This window comes from Agrobacterium sp. DKPNP3 (assembly GCF_052686535.1).
Genome location: NZ_JBQYSN010000009.1, coordinates 36,947 through 56,748, shown reverse-complemented (window position 1 = coordinate 56,748; position 19,802 = coordinate 36,947). Strand labels below are relative to the sequence as shown.

The 19,802-nt window shown below is 59.8% G+C and carries 16 protein-coding genes; 10 read left to right on the top strand and 6 right to left on the bottom strand.

Annotated elements, in window-relative coordinates:
• The first annotated feature begins 114 nt into the window (after window positions 1-114).
• Window positions 115-1,476 carry an amidase gene (locus ACUTJJ_RS04340; protein ID WP_445541418.1) on the top strand — a complete coding sequence of 454 codons (1,362 nt, stop codon included), beginning with the start codon at window positions 115-117 and terminating at the stop codon, window positions 1,474-1,476.
• A 42-nt stretch (window positions 1,477-1,518) separates the two neighbouring features.
• On the opposite strand, the gene ACUTJJ_RS04335 is transcribed toward ACUTJJ_RS04340, so the two are convergent.
• From ACUTJJ_RS04335 to ACUTJJ_RS04325, 3 genes are read right to left on the bottom strand one after another with little or no spacing between them, the layout of a single operon-like run.
• A complete protein-coding gene (locus tag ACUTJJ_RS04335) occupies window positions 1,519-2,160 on the bottom strand; it encodes a ThuA domain-containing protein (protein ID WP_004438834.1) in 642 nt (213 codons plus the stop codon).
• 17 nt (window positions 2,161-2,177) lie between these two features.
• Window positions 2,178-3,278, bottom strand: coding sequence for a Gfo/Idh/MocA family protein (locus tag ACUTJJ_RS04330; RefSeq protein ID WP_445541417.1), 1,101 nt, complete (start codon window positions 3,276-3,278; stop codon window positions 2,178-2,180).
• A 50-nt stretch (window positions 3,279-3,328) separates the two neighbouring features.
• Window positions 3,329-4,528 carry an ROK family transcriptional regulator gene (locus ACUTJJ_RS04325; RefSeq protein ID WP_209090031.1) on the bottom strand — a complete coding sequence of 400 codons (1,200 nt, stop codon included), beginning with the start codon at window positions 4,526-4,528 and terminating at the stop codon, window positions 3,329-3,331.
• A gap of 190 nt (window positions 4,529-4,718) precedes the next feature.
• On the opposite strand from ACUTJJ_RS04325, the gene ACUTJJ_RS04320 reads away from it, so the two are divergent.
• The 6 genes from ACUTJJ_RS04320 (at window position 4,719) to ACUTJJ_RS04295 (ending at window position 11,366) form a co-directional block, all read left to right on the top strand.
• On the top strand, window positions 4,719-6,020 hold the full coding sequence (locus ACUTJJ_RS04320) for an extracellular solute-binding protein (protein WP_445541416.1): 1,302 nt from the start codon (window positions 4,719-4,721) through the stop codon (window positions 6,018-6,020).
• A 71-nt stretch (window positions 6,021-6,091) separates the two neighbouring features.
• Window positions 6,092-7,030: a carbohydrate ABC transporter permease gene (locus ACUTJJ_RS04315; RefSeq protein ID WP_445541415.1), complete on the top strand. Its 939-nt coding sequence runs from the start codon at window positions 6,092-6,094 to the stop codon at window positions 7,028-7,030.
• A complete protein-coding gene (locus ACUTJJ_RS04310; protein WP_004438848.1) occupies window positions 7,023-7,871 on the top strand; it encodes a carbohydrate ABC transporter permease in 849 nt (282 codons plus the stop codon). Before ACUTJJ_RS04315 ends, ACUTJJ_RS04310 begins: the two co-directional genes overlap by 8 nt.
• 17 nt (window positions 7,872-7,888) lie before the next feature.
• Complete coding sequence (locus tag ACUTJJ_RS04305; RefSeq protein ID WP_445541414.1) at window positions 7,889-8,962, top strand: ABC transporter ATP-binding protein; 1,074 nt, start codon at window positions 7,889-7,891, stop codon at window positions 8,960-8,962.
• 142 nt (window positions 8,963-9,104) lie between these two features.
• Window positions 9,105-10,157 (top strand): sugar phosphate isomerase/epimerase family protein, encoded by a 1,053-nt coding sequence (locus tag ACUTJJ_RS04300; RefSeq protein WP_063950163.1) that lies wholly within the window; start codon window positions 9,105-9,107, stop codon window positions 10,155-10,157.
• Between the two features lie 21 nt (window positions 10,158-10,178).
• Entirely contained in the window at window positions 10,179-11,366 is a 1,188-nt protein-coding gene (locus ACUTJJ_RS04295; protein ID WP_445541413.1) for a Gfo/Idh/MocA family protein, read from the top strand.
• Between the two features lie 80 nt (window positions 11,367-11,446).
• Here ACUTJJ_RS04295 and ACUTJJ_RS04290 read toward each other — a convergent pair whose 3' ends face one another.
• A complete protein-coding gene (locus ACUTJJ_RS04290; protein ID WP_445541412.1) occupies window positions 11,447-12,733 on the bottom strand; it encodes a glycerate kinase type-2 family protein in 1,287 nt (428 codons plus the stop codon).
• A gap of 4 nt (window positions 12,734-12,737) precedes the next feature.
• A complete protein-coding gene (locus ACUTJJ_RS04285) occupies window positions 12,738-13,091 on the bottom strand; it encodes a DUF1304 domain-containing protein (protein ID WP_445541411.1) in 354 nt (117 codons plus the stop codon).
• Between the two features lie 221 nt (window positions 13,092-13,312).
• Between ACUTJJ_RS04285 and ACUTJJ_RS04280 the strand changes: the two genes are divergently transcribed.
• The 3 genes from ACUTJJ_RS04280 to ACUTJJ_RS04270 are packed head-to-tail and all read left to right on the top strand — an operon-like array spanning window position 13,313 to window position 18,778.
• The gene (locus ACUTJJ_RS04280) at window positions 13,313-14,077 is read left to right on the top strand and encodes an ImuA family protein (protein ID WP_144577832.1); all 765 of its coding nucleotides are present in this window, start codon (window positions 13,313-13,315) and stop codon (window positions 14,075-14,077) included.
• Window positions 13,992-15,509, top strand: coding sequence for a Y-family DNA polymerase (locus ACUTJJ_RS04275; protein WP_186376838.1), 1,518 nt, complete (start codon window positions 13,992-13,994; stop codon window positions 15,507-15,509). Before ACUTJJ_RS04280 ends, ACUTJJ_RS04275 begins: the two co-directional genes overlap by 86 nt.
• Window positions 15,506-18,778, top strand: coding sequence for an error-prone DNA polymerase (locus tag ACUTJJ_RS04270; RefSeq protein WP_445541410.1), 3,273 nt, complete (start codon window positions 15,506-15,508; stop codon window positions 18,776-18,778). The genes ACUTJJ_RS04275 and ACUTJJ_RS04270 overlap by 4 nt, the downstream gene beginning before the upstream one ends.
• Before the next feature lie 5 nt (window positions 18,779-18,783).
• Here the strand turns inward: ACUTJJ_RS04270 and ACUTJJ_RS04265 are convergent, their stop codons facing one another.
• Window positions 18,784-19,725: an AraC family transcriptional regulator gene (locus tag ACUTJJ_RS04265; RefSeq protein ID WP_144577836.1), complete on the bottom strand. Its 942-nt coding sequence runs from the start codon at window positions 19,723-19,725 to the stop codon at window positions 18,784-18,786.
• Window positions 19,726-19,802: the final 77 nt, after the last annotated feature.

Here is a 19,802-nt window from a genome sequence, read left to right as displayed (position 1 = left end):
CGTCCGGCTTCCTTCGGATCAGAGGTTTGAAGCTTTGATATCGCGCCGATTGAACTTGCCACGCGGACGATAAACGGCATCTTGTGCGCAACATGCCGCGTCAGGGAAAACATCATGGCTCACACTAGAAAAAACATCGCGCAGCTTTCGGTTTTGATCCAGAGCGGTCAGCTTGATCCGCGCGAGTTGGCGGAGGATACACTGAGTGCGATCCGCAATGACGAAGATCAGTCGATTTTCGTCGCGGTCACGGCGGAGCGGGCCATGGCGGAAGCAGAAGCCGCCTCAAAGCGCATCCGTGAGGGTCGTTCCTGCGGCGCGCTCGATGGTATTCCAGTGGCATGGAAGGACCTTTTTGATCTTGAAAACATGGCGACGACCGCGGGATCGACGGTTCTTGCAGATGATGCGCCTGCGACCCGCGACGCGGATGTGGTTGCCGCGCTGAAGCAGGCGGGCATGATCTGCATTGGCCGCACCAATATGAGCGAGTTTGCTTTTTCCGGTCTCGGTATTAACCCGCATTATGGCACCCCGCGTAATCCAGCCTCGAGGGATGGTCACCGACTGCCGGGCGGTTCCTCTTCCGGTGCGGGCGTGAGTGTCGCCGCTGGCCTGGTGCCTGTGGCAATAGGCACCGATACCGGCGGATCGGTCCGTATCCCCGCTGCTTTCAACGGCGTTGTCGGCTACAAGGCGAGTCGCGGCCGTTATTCGATGCGGGGCGTCTATCCCTTGGCGAAAAGCCTCGATTCGCTCGGCCCGCTGACGCACACCGTGCAGGACGCCGTCTGGGTCGATGCCGCGATGCGCGGCAAGGTCGCGGCTGATGTCCAGCGCGCGCCTCTGGCCGGCCTTTCGCTGGTGGTGCCGGAAACGGTGTTTTTCGATGGTATCGAGGATGGGGTCGCCGCGGCCTTCGAAGAGGCGGTAGACCGTCTTGTTCGCGCTGGTGCTACCGTGCGGCGGCAGTCATTCCCGGTCTTTTCAGAGCTGTTCGCCCTGATCAAGGAAAAGGGGGCGCTGGTGACGGCGGAAGCTTTTGCTTGGCATAAGACACGGCTGGAAAGCGCAGATGCCGCGCGCATGGATCCCCGGGTGGTTGCTCGAACACGGCTGGGTGGCAATATGTCCATGCCTGATTACATCGCCATCATCGAGGCGCGCCAACACATGACCGCGGCTTTTGCCGGTATGATCGGCAGGCACGAACTGCTCGTTTCTCCGACGCTGCCGCATGTCGCCGCCAAGGTGGAACCGCTTCTCGGTGATGACGACGCCTTTTTCGCCATGAATGCAAAAACGCTGCGTAACACGCAGATCGGCAATTTCTTCGACCTCTGCGGTGTCTCGATCCCCTGCGGAACCGGTGAGGCGGGCATGCCGGTTGGGTTGCTGCTTTCCGGCCTGCACGGGATGGATGAACATGTTCTCAGCGTGGCGATGGCGGCGGAAGAGATTATTCGCGGCCGATGAAAGGAAAAGGCGGCCTTGTTCGGCCGCCTCTCCACCTATGCCTCAGCGGGCCGCCCAGTTGGCACCGCGGCGGAACATGGTTTTCATTTGCGGGACGGAGAACTCCTTGGCCTGGTGGCCGAGTGCCGAATAGAAAACCCGGCCCTTGCCGTATTTGCGTTTCCAGACCACTGGCATCACGACACCGTCGATCCACCAGGCGTGGTCACCGGTGAACGTCGTCGTCGCCAGCACCTCGTTGGAGGGGTCGACATGCATGTAATATTGCTCCGACGTGTAAGGAAAATCGGAAATCCCCTCCATCAACGGATCGTCGGGGCGGGTGATGTTGACGGTGTAATCGATGATATTGCCGGGATGGGCGACCCATTGCCCGCCGATCATGAACTGGTATTCCACGCATTCACGGAAACTGTCACCCGCACCGCCATGGAAACCGGCAATGCCGACGCCGTTTTCGACGGCAGCCGTCAGGTTCTTGATCTCTTCTTTCTCGATCTTCGACATGGTGACAATAGGCACAACAAGGCTGAGATCATGCACCGAAGGATCTGCAAAAGCTTCCGTTGAGTGCTCCACATAGACCTTGAAGCCATCCTCTTCGAGGATGTCCTTGACGATGGTCGCGCATTCCTGCGGTTCGTGGCCGCTCCAGCCGCCCCAGACGATGAGTGCTTCGCGCATTTATTTCCTCCTCAGGATTATTTGCCAAGCTGGCCGTCGACCAGCGATGTTTCGAGCGGGGCAGGGCGCTCCGCCTTGGTGGTGATGGAAACGGTGGCGCCGCTGTCCGATGCGGTCTGGAAAGCTTCCATGACTTCCAGCACATGCAGGGCAAGATCGCCATTGGCGCGGTGCGGTCGGTTTTCGCGGATCGCATGGGCCATGTCCGCCACACCGATGGACCGGTAATTGCCGTCGGCATAGGGAGATGATAGCGCCTGCGTCTCGAACTGGCCGCCCTTTTTCAGCAATTGCACCTCGCCGCCGAAATGGTTGGGGTCAGGCACGATGAGCGTGCCCTCGGTGCCGTAGAGTTCCAGCGGTACATGCTTGTGGCCCGCCACATCGAAGCTCATGCCCATCTGCACCACCGCACCGTTCTCGAAGGCGAGAACGCCGGAGACGTGGGTGGCGACATGAACGGGGATTTTCTCACCGTTCTTCGGCTCGCTGGTGATGAGACGCTCATTGCGCGGCGCTATGGCAAAACCTGCCACCTTGGCCACCGGGCCGAACAGATTGACGAGATCGGTGATGTAATACGGGCCCATATCGAGCATCGGACCGCCGCCGACCTCATAATAAAAGGCGGGGTTGGGGTGCCAGCGCTCATGGCCGGGGCACATGAAGGTTGCCGTTCCGCCCACCGGCTGACCCAAAACGCCCTCATCGATCAGGCGACGCGCCGTCTGGTGGCCGCCGCCGAGGAAGGTGTCCGGGGCAGAGCCGATGCGCAGGCCCTTGGCCTTTGCCGCATCCGCGAGGCGTTTGCCTTCCGCGAAATTGATGCCAAGCGGCTTTTCGGAATAAGCATGTTTGCCGGCGTCCAGCGCCCGCAGACCGACTTCGACATGCGCCTTGGGGATCGTCAGATTGACGATGATTTCCACTGACGGATCGGAGAGAAGTGCGTCGATGCTTTTCGCCTGGAGGCCAAATTCGTCCGCCCGCGCTCTTGCGGCCTCCTCGTTCATATCCGCAAGACCGCGAATGTCGAGAATGGGAAACGACGCCATGGCCTTGAGATAGGCGCTGGAGATGTTGCCGCAGCCGATGATGCCGATACCGACCTTGTTCATATAATCCTCCCGTAAATCAGAAATGCCTGCGCCCGTGCTCACCCTGCGGGTTAGAGCGCTGGCCCGGTTGTGTTCCATGGCGATTCGTAAAGTTCGTAAAGCGCAACGGCCGCAGCCCCCTGCGCCCACAATTCGTCGCTCGCAACATCGAAAACCAGCTCCGCCACACCGGCCAGAGATGGCGGCACGGCGGCGTTGTAGCTGTTGCGGATGCTGGCGATGAAAGGTTCGCCAAGTTCGAGGCTGGAGCCGGTAATGATGACCCGTGGCGGCGCAAACAGCGTGACGATATTGGCAAGAGTCAGGCCGAGAGCGGCGCCGGCGCGCAAGGCGGCCGTGATGAGATCGTGGTCTTCCGCCGCAATCAGTGCATGGGCATGCTGCATGCCGCGGCCGAGCCGAATCGCCTCGGCGAAACGTCCGTCGGCCGGGCGGGAGCCTAAAATGGCGTTTTCGCCTGCCTGGCTTGCCAGCCGCACCGTGCCCTCATTGGCAAGGCCTATGACGAGGTCACCGAGATTGTGGCTAAGGCCGCCCGCGCCGCGGAATAGCTGATTTTGATGCAGCACGCCGAGCCCGAGGGTTTGTTCCAGTGAAATCAACACCATGTCTTCGAGATCACGCGCATGGCCGAACCAGTGGTGCGCCAGCGTGATGGCATGGGCATCGCTTTCGATAATGGTCGGCGAATTCAGCCTTGCCGTCATTTCCTCGGCGAAATTGACGTTCACTTCCCGGAGAATAGGGCTGCTGCGGATTTTCCCCGTGCGATGCTCGATGACGCCGGGCAGGCCGAGACAGACCATGTCCACATCCTCAAGCGAGAAGCCCGCGTCTACAACGCAACGGCGAACGCCATCCTCGACAAGATCGGCGATGACACCGATCGGCTGGCGATCGACACGGATTGGCAACGCGAGGGTAGAAAGGACATTTCCGCAGAAATCGGTAACAACGAACACCATGCGGTTGGCGGCAATCTTTGCCCCCACGACGCGGGCAGCATCCGGGTTCAGCTCCAGCATCACGCGCGGTCTTCCGCGCCCACCTTCCGTCCTGATGTCGCCGAGGTGGCGGGTCAGAATGAGGCCGTCATCCAGCAGCGAGGCGGTGATGGCGGAAACCGTCGTGGTGGAGAGCTGGGTGCGTTCGCTGATCTCTACTCGGGAGATGGGTCCGTGCCGGCGGATACTGTCGAGCACGCTCAGCCTGTTGATCGCGCGCATCAATTCTGGGTCTGCGGTCTTCATGGGGTCCTGCTGCGATCAATGTCGTCTCCCGATTTATATCGGAATACGGATTAAATAACGGCGCGGGGGAGGGGTGTGTCAAGCGCTAAGCGCAAAAAATCGGCATCGTGCCTTGACAATGAGCGAACCCTGATATGAATTAATCCGCATCGGGGAATAAATGAGGATATCCCCAGGGAGGATCACCATCATGACGATTTGGCACGCAGGCGCAAGCCTGAGCGGCAGGCTGACAGGCTTTGCCGCAACGACAAGCATTGCTCTCATGCTCGGCGCCGCAAGCGCCTCGGCCGCGACGGTCGTAAAATGGATGCATGTGGAATTGGATCCCAAATCCGTGGCTGTCTGGGAGGAGATTGCCAAGGAATATGAGGCCAAGCACCCCGATGTCGATGTTCAGCTGCAGTTCCTCGAAAACGAGGCCTTCAAGGCAAAGTTGCCGACGCTGCTGCAATCCAACGACGTGCCTGACTTCTTCTACAGCTGGGGTGGCGGGGTTCTCGAAGAGCAGTCCAAGACCGGTGCATTGAAGGACCTGACCGAGGTTTTCGATGCCGATGGCGGCAAGCTGCGTCAGGCCTATAACGGGTCCGCAATTGATGGCCTTTCTTTTGATGGCAAGGTCTGGGCCGTACCCTACCGCGTGAGCCTCGTCAGCTTCTTTTATAACAAGGAACTGTTCGCCAAGGCCGGTGTGAAGGCTGAAGACATCAAGACCTGGGCTGATTTCAACGCCACGGTCAAGAAGATCAAGGATGCGGGCATCGTGCCGATCGCCGGCGGCGGTGGTGAGAAATGGCCGATCCATTTCTACTGGAGCTATCTCGTGATGCGCAATGGCGGCCAGGCCGTGTTTGACGCAGCCCGCAAGGGTGAAGGCGAAGGCTTCATGGACCCGACGATCATCAAGGCCGGTGAGCAACTGGCCGAATTCGGCAAGCTCGAACCGTTCCAGCCCGGCTATCTCGGCGCGACCTGGCCGCAGGCTCTTGGAGTCTTTGGCGATGGCAAGGCAGCCATCATTCTCGGCTTTGACAATACCGAAGCGAACCAGCGCAAGAATGCTGGCGACGGCAAGGGGCTGGCCCCTGAAAATATCGGTCGCTTCGCTTTCCCGGTTGTCGAAGGCGGTGCCGGCAAGGCCACCGATACGCTGGGCGGGTTGAACGGCTGGGCGCTCACCAAGAATGCCTCCAAGGAAGCAATCGATTTCGCCACCTTCCTGACCAGCAAGGAAAGCGAAGAGAAAATGGCGACCGCCGGCATGATCCTGCCGGTTGCGACGGGCGCTGCCGGCGCGGTGAAAAACCCGCTGCTTGCGGATAGCGCCAAGCAGCTTGCCGCCTCCACCTGGCACCAGAACTTCTTCGACCAGACGCTCGGCGCTGCCGTCGGTCGTGTCGTCAACGATATCTCGGTCGAAATCGTTTCCGGCCAGATGACCGCAGAGGAAGGCGCCCAGCAGATTCAGGACGCATTCGAACTGCGCTGATCTGACGATTTCCATGGTGGCGCCGCTGAATATGCGGCGCCGCTTATCTGCCTCCATGAAAGCGGATAAAGATGACGGATATTACCATGACTTCTGCGTCCATACCGGCGCGCGGTGCGACAAAGGCTAAGCGCAAGCAAAGTTCGGTCGCGCATGACCGGGCATTGACCCTTCTGGTCTTCCTGCCGCCCGCACTTCTGCTCTTTACCCTCTTCGTCATTCTGCCGATGGGCGAGGCGGCGTGGTACAGTCTTTATCGCTGGAACGGTTACGGCACACCGACCGATTTCGTCGGCTTGAAGAATTTCCAGGTCCTTTTCGGCAATGCCGCATTCTCGCAGGCCCTGATCAATAACGCCCTCATCATCCTCATTTCGATCCTGATCCAGATCCCGCTGGCCATCTGGCTCGCCATGATGCTGGCGCATCGCATCCCCGGCGTCGTCGCCTTCCGGCTGGTTTTCTTCCTGCCCTATGTTCTGGCGGATGTTGCTGCGGGCCTGATCTGGCGTTTCGTTTATGATGGCGATTATGGTCTCTTTGCCGCCATCTCCAATTTCTTCGGGTTTGCCAATCCCTACGTGCTGGCAGACAAGGATGTGGCGATTTACGCCGTGCTCGGCGTCATCGTCTGGAAATATTTCGGTTTCCACATGATGCTGTTCATCGCCGGCCTTCAATCGGTCGACAAGAACGTGCTGGAAGCGGCCGAAATCGACGGCGCGTCCGGCTGGCAGAAATTCCGTTACGTCACGCTGCCGATGCTCGGCTCCACGGTGCGCCTTTCCGTCTTCTTTGCGGTCATCGGCTCGCTGCAACTGTTCGACATGATCATGCCGCTGACGGGCGGTGGTCCGTCCAACTCGACACAGACCATGGTCACCTTCCTCTACACCTACGGCGTCATGCGCATGCAGGTTGGGCTTGGCAGTGCTGTCGGCGTCGTTCTCTTCGTCATCTGCGTGACGCTCGCCTTCGGTTATAAAAGGATTTTCATGCGCCATGACTGACACATCCACTTCCGTCCGCATGCCGCTGCAAACCAAGCTTTATCTCTATATCTCGCTGAGCCTGATTGCAGCCATCGTCCTCATCCCGCTTCTGACGACGGCGCTTGGCGGCTTCAAGACGCTGGGAGACCTGCGCGTCAATCCGTTCGGCATTCCGGCCGAGTGGCAATGGGCCAATTACGGCGATATTCTCTTCGGTAAACGTTACTGGCTGCAAATCTTCAATTCGCTCGTCATCGCGCTGCTGACGGTGTTCCTGACGCTGACCGTCTCGGCCATGGCGGCCTTCACTTTCGCGCATGTGAAGTTTTTCGGCTCGTCCTTCCTACTCAACTATTTCTTGCTGGGGCTGATGTTCCCGGCGGCGACCGCCATTCTGCCGCTCTTCATTCGTATTCGCGACCTTGGCCTGCTCGATACCTATTGGGGCGTGGTGCTGCCCCAGGTGGCCTTTGGCCTCGGCATGAGCATTCTGTTGTTCCGCAACTATTTCCGTAACCTGCCGGACGAGTTGTTTCAGGCGGCCTTTGTGGATGGTTGCGGCTATCTGCGGTTTTTCTGGCACATTTCCGTGCCGCTTTCGCGGCCGATCGTGGCGACCGTTGGCATTGTCTCTTTCGTCGGCAGCTGGAACAGCTACATCCTGCCGCTGATCATGTTGAATTCGGAATCGAAATATCCCTGGCCGCTCGGCATCATGGTCTATCGCGGTGAGTTCGGCACGGAATGGCAGCTGGTGCTCGCTTTCATCACGCTGACGATCCTGCCGACCGTCATCGTCTTCTTCCTCGCACAGAAACACATCATCGCGGGCCTGACGGCCGGTGCCGTCAAATCGTGACTTGAAAGGAGCAAAACATGGCTTCCGTCGAACTTAGGGATATCCGCAAGTCCTATGCCGCGCTCGATGTCATTCACGGCATATCGCTCGATATTGCCGATGGGGAGTTCATCGCGCTGGTCGGGCCTTCTGGCTGCGGCAAGTCCACGCTTTTGCGCATGATCGCGGGGCTGGAGGAAATCACCGATGGCGATATTCTCATCGGTGACAAGGTGGTGAACGGCATGACCCCGCGTGAACGCAACATCGCCATGGTGTTCCAGTCCTATGCGCTTTATCCGCATATGACGGTGGCCGAAAACATGGGCTTCAACCTGAAGCTCGCCGGCCAGCCGAAAAACGTCATTGAGGAGCGCGTGGCGGAAGCCGCCCGCATGCTCGATCTCGGCAAGCTGCTGGACCGCAAGCCCTCGCAGCTTTCCGGCGGCCAGCGCCAGCGCGTGGCCATGGGCCGCGCCGTGGTGCGCAATCCGGCCGTCTTCCTGTTCGATGAGCCGCTCTCCAACCTCGACGCCAAGCTGCGCGTGCAGATGCGCAGCGAAATCAAGGCGCTGCACCAGAAGGTCGGCACCACCTCCATCTATGTCACCCATGATCAGATCGAGGCGATGACGCTGGCTGACCGGGTGGTGGTGCTCAATCACGGCCGGGTCGAGCAGCAGGGTACGCCGCTTGAGCTCTACAAGACGCCGGCCAATCTCTTCGTCGCCGCCTTCATCGGGTCGCCCGCCATGAACCTCATCGAAGGCGTGGTCGATGGCGAGGGTGACCAACCCGCTGCCCGGCTAAAGGATGGAACCGCAATCCGCATTGGCGCCTCGCGCAAGGTCACGCGCGGCCAGCCGGTAACGATCGGGCTTCGTCCTGAACATATCGGCTCGGCGATCGGCGGAGACATCTCGCTCACCGGCAGAACGGTGCTGGTGGAGCCGACGGGAGCGCAGACCCATGTGGTCTTCGAACTGGCAGGGGATCAAGTGACGGCGGTGGTTGATGGCGAGCAACTGGTGAAGGTCAACACGCCCTTTGCCGCAAGCGTTCATCATGAGCGCGTGCATGTATTCGACAGAGCAAGTGGGTTGGCGCTTTAAGAGCCTCCCGTCTTTTGAATGAAACACGGAAATTTTCTTGCCCCCCGCTTTTGGGGCTTGTTTGAAAATCACGAGCGGTTAGCTTGGCGCTGGAGAAAGAGCGGGTTACCGCGCAACTGTATCGATGCAGGAGGAGATTTTTATGAGAACGATCAAGGGACCGGGTCTTTTTCTCGGTCAGTTTGCCGGTGATGCAGCGCCCTTCAACAGCTGGGACGGCATTACCAAATGGGCAGCGGAAAAAGGCTATGCCGGTGTGCAGGTGCCAAGCTGGGCAGGCCAGCTGATCGATCTCAAAAAAGCGGCGGAATCAAAAGATTACTGCGACGAGTTTGCCGGTATTGCGCGCCAGAACGGCGTGGAGGTCACGGAGCTTTCCACCCACTTGCAAGGGCAACTCGTCGCCGTTCACCCCGCTTACGATGAGGCATTTGACGGTTTTGCCGCGCCGGAAGTGCGCGGTAATCCGAAAGCGCGCCAGCAATGGGCGGTCGAGCAGGTGAAGCTAGCGCTGAAAGCGTCGAAGAATCTCGGCATCAAGGCGCATGCAACATTTTCCGGCGCACTCGCCTGGCCTTTCATCTATCCTTGGCCGCAGCGCCCGGCAGGGCTGGTGGAAACCGCTTTCGATGAACTGGCAAAACGCTGGACGCCGATCCTCGATTATGCCGATGAGCAGGGTGTGGATGTCTGCTATGAAATCCACCCGGGTGAAGATCTGCATGATGGCATAACCTTCGAGATGTTCCTGGAGCGCGTGAAGAACCATCCCCGCGCCAACATGCTCTACGATCCCTCGCATTATGTGCTGCAATGCCTGGATTATCTCGACAATATCGATATCTACAAAGATCGTATCAAGATGTTCCACGTCAAGGATGCGGAGTTCAACCCAACCGGACGGCAGGGCGTCTACGGCGGTTATCAGGGCTGGGTGGAGCGCGCCGGCCGCTTCCGTTCGCTAGGCGATGGGCAGGTGGATTTTGGCGCGGTTTTCTCGAAAATGGCTGCCAATGACTTCGACGGCTGGGCTGTGGTTGAGTGGGAATGCGCACTGAAACATCCTGAAGACGGCGCCCGCGAAGGGGCGGAATTCGTCAAGGCGCATATCATCCGCGTCACGGAAAAGGCCTTTGACGACTTCGCATCCAGCGGCACCGACGATGCGGCAAACCGCCGTATGCTTGGGCTTTGAAAGCATTGCAGGGGAAACATTATGGCTATTGAAGGAAAGACAACCGACGCGGCGAACAAGCGGATTCGTCTTGGCATGGTGGGCGGTGGTTCGGGCGCCTTTATCGGCGGCGTTCATCGCATGGCTGCCCGGCTCGACAATCGCTTCGATCTCGTGGCCGGGGCCCTGTCATCGACGCCGGAAAAATCCCTCGCTTCCGGCCGCGAACTGGGGCTCGACCCCGAGCGTTGCTACGGTTCGTTCGAGGAAATGGCCGAAAAGGAAGCGCTGCGAGAGGATGGCATCGAGGCGGTGGCTATCGTCACCCCGAACCACGTCCACTACCCGGCGGCAAAGGCCTTTCTCGAGCGCGGCATCCATGTGATCTGCGACAAGCCGCTGACCTCCAATCTGGAAGACGCGAAGAAGCTGAAAGAGGTGGCCGACAAGGCCGATGCGCTGTTCATCCTGACGCATAACTATACCGGCTACCCCATGGTGCGGCATGCGCGCGAGCTGGTGGAGTCAGGTGCCCTCGGCAATATCCGTTTGGTACAGATGGAATATCCGCAGGACTGGCTGGCGGAGCCCATTGAGCAGACGGGTGCCAAACAGGCGGTCTGGCGCACCGACCCGGCACAATCGGGTGCAGGCGGTTCCACAGGCGATATCGGCACCCACGCCTATAATCTCGGCTGCTTCATTTCCGGTCTGGAAGTCGACGAACTGGCAGCCGATGTACACACCTTCGTTGAAGGCCGCCGACTGGACGACAACGCGCATGTGATGCTGCGCTTCAAGCCGAAGGACGGCAAGCAGGCGGCGAAGGGGCTGCTCTGGTGCAGCCAGGTTGCGGTCGGTCACGAAAACGGGCTGAAAGTTCGCGTGTATGGTGACAAGGCCGGCCTTGAATGGACGCAGGCCGACCCGAACTATCTCTGGTTCACGAAGCTTGGCGAGCCCAAGCAGTTGATCACCCGCGGCGGCGCAGGCGCAGGGGCTGCGGCGGCGCGCGTCACCCGCATTCCATCGGGCCACCCGGAAGGTTATCTCGAAGCCTTCGCCACCATCTATACTGAAGCGGCCCATGCCATCGAGGCACGCCGCGACGGATCGGCGCTGGACAAGGCGGTGATTTATCCGACCGTGGATGACGGGGTCAAAGGCGTCGCTTTCGTCACGGCCTGCATCGAGTCCGGCAAAAACAATGGCAGCTGGGTAAAGCTCTAATACTGAAGACCTTTTGCGGCCTGTTGCCTATCGGAACAGGCCGCATCAAAAACGCCGTCACACGGTGGTTGCTATCAAGCCTACGCGATCAAAATCGCCCTGATATCATTCACATTGGTGAGCGTCGGACCCGTTACGACGAGATCGCCGGTCGCATTGAAGGCTGTATAGCTGTCATGGCTCACCAGTGACTGGCGCGGATCGACCCCCGCCTCGCGCATGCGCTTTAAGGTATCCGGTGTAATCACGGCCCCCGCAGCATCTTCGACGCCATCGATGCCATCGCTATCGCCAGCAATAGCCCAGATGCCCTGGGCTCCCTTGAGGGTCAGCGCAAGGCTCAGAAGGAATTCCGTGTTGCGGCCGCCCTTACCGGCCGGCCCTTTGCCGCCAACTCCCCTGTTCAGCGTCACTGTGGTTTCGCCACCGGAAAGCAGGACGGCCGGGCCTTTGATCGGCAGGCCCTTGCGGCTGGCGGAAACCGCAATACCGGCCATGACCGCACCGACATCTTTCGACTCGCCTTCCAGCGAATCCCCGAGGATAAGAGGCGTTAGCCCTAGCATCACCGCCTCGTCCGCTGCCGCCTGCAGGGCGAGCGATGGAGCCGCGATGAGCCGGATATCCTCGTCGATATCGCCGGCCTTCGGGGTTTCCTCACCTTTTTCCAGCACCTGACGCACGGTTTCGGGGAGATCGAGGGCATAGCGCGCGACGATTTCCCGCACGGTTTCGATATCGCTCGGATCGGCAACCGTCGGACCGGAGGCGATTTCCGAGGGGTCATCACCAGGCACATCGGAAATCAGCAGAGAAACAACCTTTGCCGGTCTGGCAGCTAGTGCCAGCCGCCCGCCCTTGATACGCGAGAGGTGCTTGCGCACGGCGTTCATTTCGGAAATCGTCGCGCCGCTGGCGAGTAACGCGCGGTTGACCGCCATCTTGTCTGCAAGCGTCATTCCCTCGGCGGGTGCGACCATCAGCGCCGAACCGCCGCCGGAAATCAATGCGATGACCATGTCGTCTGCAGTCAACCCTTTAACGGCGGCGAGAATGCGTTTTGCCGCTTCGGCGCTCCTGTCGTCCGGCACCGGATGCGAGGCTTCGATGATCTCGATACGCGCAGTCGGCACGGCATGGCCGTAACGTGTCACCACCACGCCTGAAAGGTCGACATCTGGCCATGCCGCTTCAAGCGCTGCGGCCATGGCGGCGGAGGCCTTGCCCGCGCCAACCACCACGCAACGGCCTTTGGGCGGGGAGGGCAGGTGGTGTTGCAACACCTTTGCCGGATCGGCGCTGGCGACGGCGGCCATGAAGATGCGGTTGAGTGCGTCCCTTGCGGAGGTATCGTTCCAGGCGGTCATCGGTTCATGCTCCAAGCCAGAGGAAGCCAAGGGCAAACAATGCCGGCAATGCCTGGATGAACAGGATCTTCATATTGGCAGTGATCGCGCCAAAAATACCGGCCACCAGCACACAGCTCAGGAAGAAGAGCTTGAAGCTCAACCCTTCATCGCCCTGTGTGAGCCCATAGATCAGCCCGGCTGCGAGAAAGCCGTTATAAAGTCCCTGATTGGCGGCAAGTACCTTTGTCTGCCGGGCGAAATCTGCCGAGAGACCGAAGGCTTTTCGGCCGGCTGGCTTCTCCCACAGCAGCATTTCCAGAATGACGATGTAGATATGGATGGCCGCAACCACGGCAATCAAGATGCTGGCGATCATCGGTGGTTCCTCCAAACCATGATGTCCGTTGCCGTTGTCGGGGTAAACACGGGGCGAGCGGACACTTCCGTTTTAACGGTGGGACGAAGGGCTGCAAGGGCAGAATCCCGTCCCCCCATGTAAACTGTTGATGAGCGTCAGCCTATTGCTTGACTCTTTGCTGAAATAGGAACAAAACAAGAACAATAAGATGAATAACCCAAGTTGAAACCTGTCATGCCATGCAAAAGCGCGCGGATCAGTTGCTCGTTGTCGAAGAGCTGCGTGAAAGGCTGGAAAGGATCGGTAACGGCGCTCAGCGCCTGCACGAGACCTTGCCTTTCGGTGTGGATGCCATCGACCATCACCTGCCGGGAGGCGGGCTCAAGCTTGGTTGCCTGCATGAGCTGAGCGGCGCTGGCAACGGCGCTGCCGATGGTGCGGCCGCCGCGCTCTTTGCGGCTGGTGTGGCGGCAAGGCTTTCCGGCAAGGTTTTATGGTGCGTCACCCGTCGGGATCTGTTCATGCCGGGTCTGACGCAGGCGGGCCTGTCGCAGAACCGGCTCATCATCGTTGAATGTCGTGATGAAAAAGGCGTGCTCGACTGTTTCGAAGAAGGGCTGCGCTGCAACGGTTTCGGCGTGGTGATGGGTGAAATGGCGAAACTGCCGATGAATGCTTCCCGGCGACTGCAACTGGCGGCGGAAACATCAGGCGTGACCGGCCTTGCCATCCGTCGTTTCCGGCGTGCGGACGATGCCAAGCTGTTTGGTGAACCGACAGCGGCCGTCACCCGCTGGCGTATCTCCGTGCGGCCTTCAGCGCCCTTGCCGGTGCCGGGTGTGGGTAGGCCGCGCTGGTTGCTGGAACTCTTACGATGTCGCGGCGGCGAAAGCGCCGAATTTGAAGTGGAAGCCTGTGATGCAAAGGGTCGTCTCGCTCTACCTGCCGACATGGCCGACGGATCGTTTCCGGCGTCTTTTGGGACAGAACGCGCCGCCGGCTGAAAAGCCGCTGGTCATGATCGGTCGCCAGGGCAGCCGCCGGCTGGTGCTTGCGCTCGACAAGGCCGCAAAGGCGGCAGGCATCCGGGCAGGCACACCGGTCAGCAAGGCGCAGGCGCTGGTGCCGGGTCTTCTTGTGGAAGATCTGGATGCGGCGGGAGATGCCCGTGCGCTTCAACAGCTCGCATTTCATTTCCTGCGCATTTATGCCCCTATCGTCGCCGCCGATGCGCCTGATGGGCTGGTGCTGGACACGGCGGGTGCGGACCATCTGCACGGCAATGAGACGCTGATGTTGAGCGGCATGGTCAACCGTCTGCATGCCGCAGGCTTTGCCGCCCGCGCGGCCATTGCCGATAGCTGGGGGGCCGCTCATGCGCTTGCACGTTTCAACCGAGAGGAAATCAGCATCGTGCCGCCAGACGGGCAGCGGGCGGCGATCAGTGCTCTGCCATTGACCGCGCTGCGGCTGGAAGACCGTGTCGTTTCCGGGTTGAAGGTGCTCGGCTTTCGCACCATCGGCGATCTTGCCGAAGCCCCGCGCGCACCGCTCACCCTGCGTTTCGGCCCGGAGGTCGTCCGTCGTCTGTCGCAGGCTTTCGGGGAGATCGGCGAACCTATCGAACCGGTTCGTGTGGCCGATCTGGTGGAAGTACGCCGCGCCTTTCCCGAACCGATCGCGGCGGCGGAGACGATAGCCCGCTATACCCAGAAGCTGGTTACCGGCCTTTGTGTCGCGCTGGAAAAACGTGGCCTTGGCGCGCGCCGGATCGATCTGGTGTTGCACAGGGTCGATAGCGGTCTGCAGGCCATAAGAGCGGGCACATCAAGACCGGTGCGCGACGTCAAACAGCTGGTTCGGCTTCTGACCGACCGCATCGACACGATCGATCCCGGTTTCGGCATCGAGATGATGGTGCTGACCGCTACCCATGCGGAACCGCTTCTCGCCGCCCAGGCCCGCTCTTCCTTGCTGGACGAGGAGCGTGCCGACATCGCTGGCACTGTGGATGTGATCCTCAACCGCGGCCATCGCGTTTATCGCTATGCAGCGGTGGCAAGCGATGTGCCGGAACGGTCCGTTACTTCAGTTGCGGCCCTATCCCCCGAGGACCAACTTGGCTGGCCCGGTCATTGGCCACGTCCCGTGCGGCTGCTGGCAAGGCCTGAACCCGTCGAAACCATGGCGCTTCTGCCAGACCATCCGCCGCGTTATTTTATCTGGAAGGGCGTGCGCCATCTCGTGCGGCGCGCCGATGGACCCGAGCGGGTGTTTGGTGAATGGTGGAAACGAGACCGCGAAAAGGCCGCCGTTCGCGATTATTTCACGGTCGAAAACCAGAGCGGCGAACGCTTCTGGATTTTCCGCTCCGGTGACGGCGAGCATGCCGAGACGGGTTCGCAGGGCTGGTTTATTCATGGGTTTTTCGCATGAGTGCGCCGCGTTATGCCGAGTTGCAGGTCACCACGCATTTTTCCTTTCTGCGTGGCGCAAGCTCCTGCGACGAGCTTTTCGAACAGGCAAAAACCCTCGGCATCGAGGCGCTGGGCATTGTTGATCGAAACAGCCTTGCCGCTATTCCCCGTGCCTATGAGGCCGCCAATAATCACAATATCCGGCTCGTGATCGGCTGCCGGCTCGATCTGGACGACGATCTTTCGGTGCTCGTCTATCCCATGGATCGTGCGGCCTATGGGCGGCTCTGCCGGCTTCTTTCCGTGGGCAAGAAAAGGGGCGGCAAGGGCAAATGCCGACTGGCATGGGATGATCTGGTCACCTATGGCGAAGGCCAGATCGTCGTTCTGTTGGCCGATCTGGCCGACGATCTCTGCGCTCTTCGTTTGCGGCGACTGAAGGCCGCCTTTGCCGACCGGGCCTATATGGCGCTCAGTCTTCGAAGACGCCCCAACGACCAGATGCGGCTTTTCGAATTGTCTGATATGGCGCAGGCCGCTGGCGTGCCGACTGTGGTGACCAATGATGTGCTGTTCCATGTGCCCGAGCGGCGTATGTTGCAGGACGTCGTCACCTGTATCCGGCATAATTGCATGATCGACGAGGCGGGTTTCCGGCGTGAGCGCCATGCCGACCGCTACATGAAGCCGCCGCAGGAAATGCACCGGCTGTTTGCCCGTTACCCCGAGGCGCTGGCCCGCAGCCTCGAAATTGCCAAACGCTGCAAGTTCTCGCTGGAGGAGTTGGTCTATCAATATCCCGAGGAGCGCAGTCTGCCGGGGCTGACGGCGCAGCAGGCGCTGGAGAAGATGGTCTGGGAAGCGGTGCCGACCCGTTACCCGGATGGTTTGCCGGAGAAGGTGGAGAAGGCGCTGTGTCATGAGCTCGGTCTTATCGGCAGGCTGGAATACGCCCCCTATTTTCTGACGGTCAACGCCATCGTGCAGCATGCCCGCAAGCTGGATATTTTATGTCAGGGACGAGGATCCGCAGCCAATTCCGTCGTCTGTTTCGTGCTCGGGATTACGTCGATCGATCCTTTGAAAGTCGATCTTCTTTTTGAGCGTTTCGTGTCTGAAGAACGCCGGGAACCGCCTGATATCGACGTGGATTTCGAGCATCAGCGGCGTGAGGAAGTCATCCAGTGGGTCTATGATACCTATGGGCGGGATAAGGCAGCACTCTGTTCAGTCGTGACACGCTACCGTGGGCGAGGGGCGTTGCGGGATGTCGGCAAGGTTTTGGGCCTGCCCGAAGACCTGACGAAACTGCTTTCATCGCAGGTTTGGCGCTGGAGCGAGGGCGTTGGCGAAAAACAGGTGAAGGAGTTGAACCTCAATATGGAGGACCGCCGCCTGCAACTCGCCTTCGAGCTTGCCAACCAGCTCGTCGGCACGCCGCGACATCATAGCCAGCATCCCGGCGGCTTCGTTCTCACGCACGATAGGCTCGATGAATTGGTGCCGATTGAACCTGCCGCCATGGATGATCGACAGATCATCGAGTGGGACAAGGACGATATCGATATCGTCAAATTCATGAAGATGGATTGCCTGGCGCTCGGCATGCTTTCCTGCATGAAGCGCGGCTTCAACATGCTGGAGGAGCGGACAGGCAAGAAATACGACCTCACGTCAATGCCAGCCAAGGACCTCGCGACGTTCGCAATGATCCAGAAGGCCGATACGCTTGGCACCTTTCAGATTGAAAGCCGGGCGCAGATGTCCATGCTGCCTCGCCTACAGCCGAAAGAATTTTATGATCTCGTTATCCAGGTGGCTATCGTTCGTCCCGGTCCCATTCAGGGCGATATGGTTCATCCCTATCTCCGTCGAAGACAGGGAAAGGAGCCGGTCCATTATCCCAAGGAGGAATTGCGACGCGTTCTGGGCAAGACGCTGGGCGTACCGCTGTTTCAGGAGCAGGCGATGCGTGTTGCTATCGAATGCGCCGGTTTTTCGCCGGGCAAGGCGGACCAGTTGCGCCGTGCCATGGCGACTTTCAAGAATGTCGGCACCATCTCCAAGTTCCAGCAGGATTTGATCGATGGCATGGTCGGACGCGGCTATGACAAGGACTTCGCCGAACGCATCTTCAAACAGCTCGAAGGGTTCGGCAGTTATGGTTTCCCGGAAAGCCACGCGGCGTCCTTCGCGCTGATTGCCTATGCCTCCGCATGGCTGAAGTGCCATCATCCGGATATTTTCTGTGCCTCGCTTTTGAATTCGCAGCCCATGGGCTTTTACGCCCCGGCGCAGATCGTGCGCGATGCGCGCGATCATGGGGTGGAGGTTCGCCCGGTCTGTGTCAATGAAAGCCGGTTTGACTGCACACTTGAGCCGACAGGCGAGATAAATGCGGAGGGCAAAGAACGTTATGCCGTGCGGCTTGGCATGCGTCTTGTGAAGGGTCTGGCCAATGATCACGCCGCAAAAATCGTCGCGGCGCGGCAGGATCGGCCTTTTGCCTCCGTGGATGATCTGTGGCGACGGGCAGGTGTTCCGGTCGCTGCCCTCGTGTGCCTTGCCGAAGCCGATGGCTTTTTGCCGTCGCTTCGCCTTGCCAGACGCGAAGCACTCTGGGCCATCAAGGCCTTGCGGGATGAGCCTCTGCCGCTTTTTGCCGCTGCCGCCATTAGGGAAAACGCCGTTATCGAAGAGCTTCAGGAGCCTTCCGTGGCGCTTCGCGCCATGACTGATGGCGGCGAGGTCGTGCAGGATTATGGCCATGTGGGGCTGACCCTTCGGGAGCATCCCATGACATTCCTGCGTCGTGATCTTTCGAGCCGTCGCATCGTCACCTGCGCTGAAGCCTATCGATCAAGGGATGGCGCGTGGCTGGAAACAGCGGGCCTGGTGCTGGTGCGCCAGCGTCCCGGTTCGGCAAAGGGCGTGATCTTTATGACGCTGGAGGACGAGACGGGCATTGCCAATGCGGTGCTATGGGTGAAAACCTTCGAAAAGTACCGCCGCGTGGTGTTAACAGGCAGCATGGTCGGCATTTACGGCAAGATTCAGCGCGAAGGCGAGGTTGTGCATCTGGTCGCCCACCGGCTGACCGATCTTTCGGGAGAACTGGCGAGCGTCGGGGAGCGAAATCATGCTTTTCCGCTGCCCCATGGGCGTGGCGACGAGTTTCATCGCGGCATATCCCATCTGGACAGGCGCGATCTCAAAAAGCGTCCTTCGCCGGATCTGGAGGAATATGAAAGAGAGGAAATCCGGGTGAAATCCCGCGATTTTCATTGAGCCGTTCAGGCGGCGGCATCCTCCAGCGCCACCGCGTCTTTCCTGCGGAACTGGCTGGGCGGCGCGCCGATCACACGTTTGAACGCGCGGCTGAACGAAGCTTCGGAGTCATAACCGAGCTTTTCCGCCGCCACTGTCACGCGCATTCCCTCGCGCAGCCACAGGCGTGCCTGATGCATGCGTACGCGCACGACATAGCGGGCGGGGCTTTCCCCGACGATACGTGTGAAACGTTCAGCAAAGCTGGAACGGGATGCGCCCATCAAGGACGCAAGTTCCTCGACGTTCCAGTCTTTTTCGGGGTTGAGGTGGATGGCCGCCAGCACCCGTCCGAGTTCCGGATTGCGCACGGCAGCAAGCCAGCCGCTCGAATCGCCGCAGCCATGTTCCACCCATGTGCGGATCAACGTTGCCGTCAGCACGTCGGCAAGCCTTGCCAGAATGCCGCCCGCACCGACGCGGTTCAACTCCACCTCGCGCGTCATGGCTTCGAGCAGGTGTGGAATGGCTGGATCGCTCTTGGCGAGGTCGCTGGTCAACATCACATCTGGCATCATCTGGAGCAGGGGATGCAGATTGTCCATGTTGAAACGCATCGAGGCGGTAAAGGCAATCGTATCCCCGCCGGCACTGGCACATTGCAGGTCGAAGACACCCTGACAGACTTCCTTCTTGCCGAAGTTATCAAAAGGAGAAGGTGTCACGGTCTCGCCGCTGCCAAGAACATGCGCGTGGCCTCGGGGAAGAAGCACCGCGTCGCCGCATGTGAGCGTCAGCCACTCGCCGGACGGTTTGCGCAACTTCGCCTGGCCAACACCGATAAAATGAAACCGTGCCGCTTCCTGCTCGGGAAAGGCCGTCGCCCATGGGGTAGCCATTCGGCACCGGCCATATTCCACCCCGTCAAGCCGCAGGCCACGCAACATTTCGGTGAGGGCATCATTCATGCTTGTTTCCAGATGTGGACGCAAAGTTAAGGAATATAAAATTCCTAGCATGAAAACGCCGGGATGTCACCCTTGTC

Coding starts and splice junctions, on each gene's coding strand:
- ACUTJJ_RS04335 (WP_004438834.1), bottom strand. CDS start 2,160: ATGCGCGAAGCACTCATCGTCTGGGGCGGCTGGAGCGGCCACGAACCG.
- ACUTJJ_RS04265 (WP_144577836.1), bottom strand. CDS start 19,725: ATGAATGATGCCCTCACCGAAATGTTGCGTGGCCTGCGGCTTGACGGG.
- ACUTJJ_RS04300 (WP_063950163.1), top strand. CDS start 9,105: ATGAGAACGATCAAGGGACCGGGTCTTTTTCTCGGTCAGTTTGCCGGT.
- ACUTJJ_RS04325 (WP_209090031.1), bottom strand. CDS start 4,528: ATGAAGACCGCAGACCCAGAATTGATGCGCGCGATCAACAGGCTGAGC.
- ACUTJJ_RS04310 (WP_004438848.1), top strand. CDS start 7,023: ATGACTGACACATCCACTTCCGTCCGCATGCCGCTGCAAACCAAGCTT.
- ACUTJJ_RS04280 (WP_144577832.1), top strand. CDS start 13,313: ATGCAAAAGCGCGCGGATCAGTTGCTCGTTGTCGAAGAGCTGCGTGAA.
- ACUTJJ_RS04285 (WP_445541411.1), bottom strand. CDS start 13,091: ATGATCGCCAGCATCTTGATTGCCGTGGTTGCGGCCATCCATATCTAC.
- ACUTJJ_RS04320 (WP_445541416.1), top strand. CDS start 4,719: ATGACGATTTGGCACGCAGGCGCAAGCCTGAGCGGCAGGCTGACAGGC.
- ACUTJJ_RS04330 (WP_445541417.1), bottom strand. CDS start 3,278: ATGAACAAGGTCGGTATCGGCATCATCGGCTGCGGCAACATCTCCAGC.
- ACUTJJ_RS04315 (WP_445541415.1), top strand. CDS start 6,092: ATGACGGATATTACCATGACTTCTGCGTCCATACCGGCGCGCGGTGCG.
- ACUTJJ_RS04305 (WP_445541414.1), top strand. CDS start 7,889: ATGGCTTCCGTCGAACTTAGGGATATCCGCAAGTCCTATGCCGCGCTC.
- ACUTJJ_RS04270 (WP_445541410.1), top strand. CDS start 15,506: ATGAGTGCGCCGCGTTATGCCGAGTTGCAGGTCACCACGCATTTTTCC.
- ACUTJJ_RS04290 (WP_445541412.1), bottom strand. CDS start 12,733: ATGACCGCCTGGAACGATACCTCCGCAAGGGACGCACTCAACCGCATC.
- ACUTJJ_RS04295 (WP_445541413.1), top strand. CDS start 10,179: ATGGCTATTGAAGGAAAGACAACCGACGCGGCGAACAAGCGGATTCGT.
- ACUTJJ_RS04340 (WP_445541418.1), top strand. CDS start 115: ATGGCTCACACTAGAAAAAACATCGCGCAGCTTTCGGTTTTGATCCAG.
- ACUTJJ_RS04275 (WP_186376838.1), top strand. CDS start 13,992: ATGCAAAGGGTCGTCTCGCTCTACCTGCCGACATGGCCGACGGATCGT.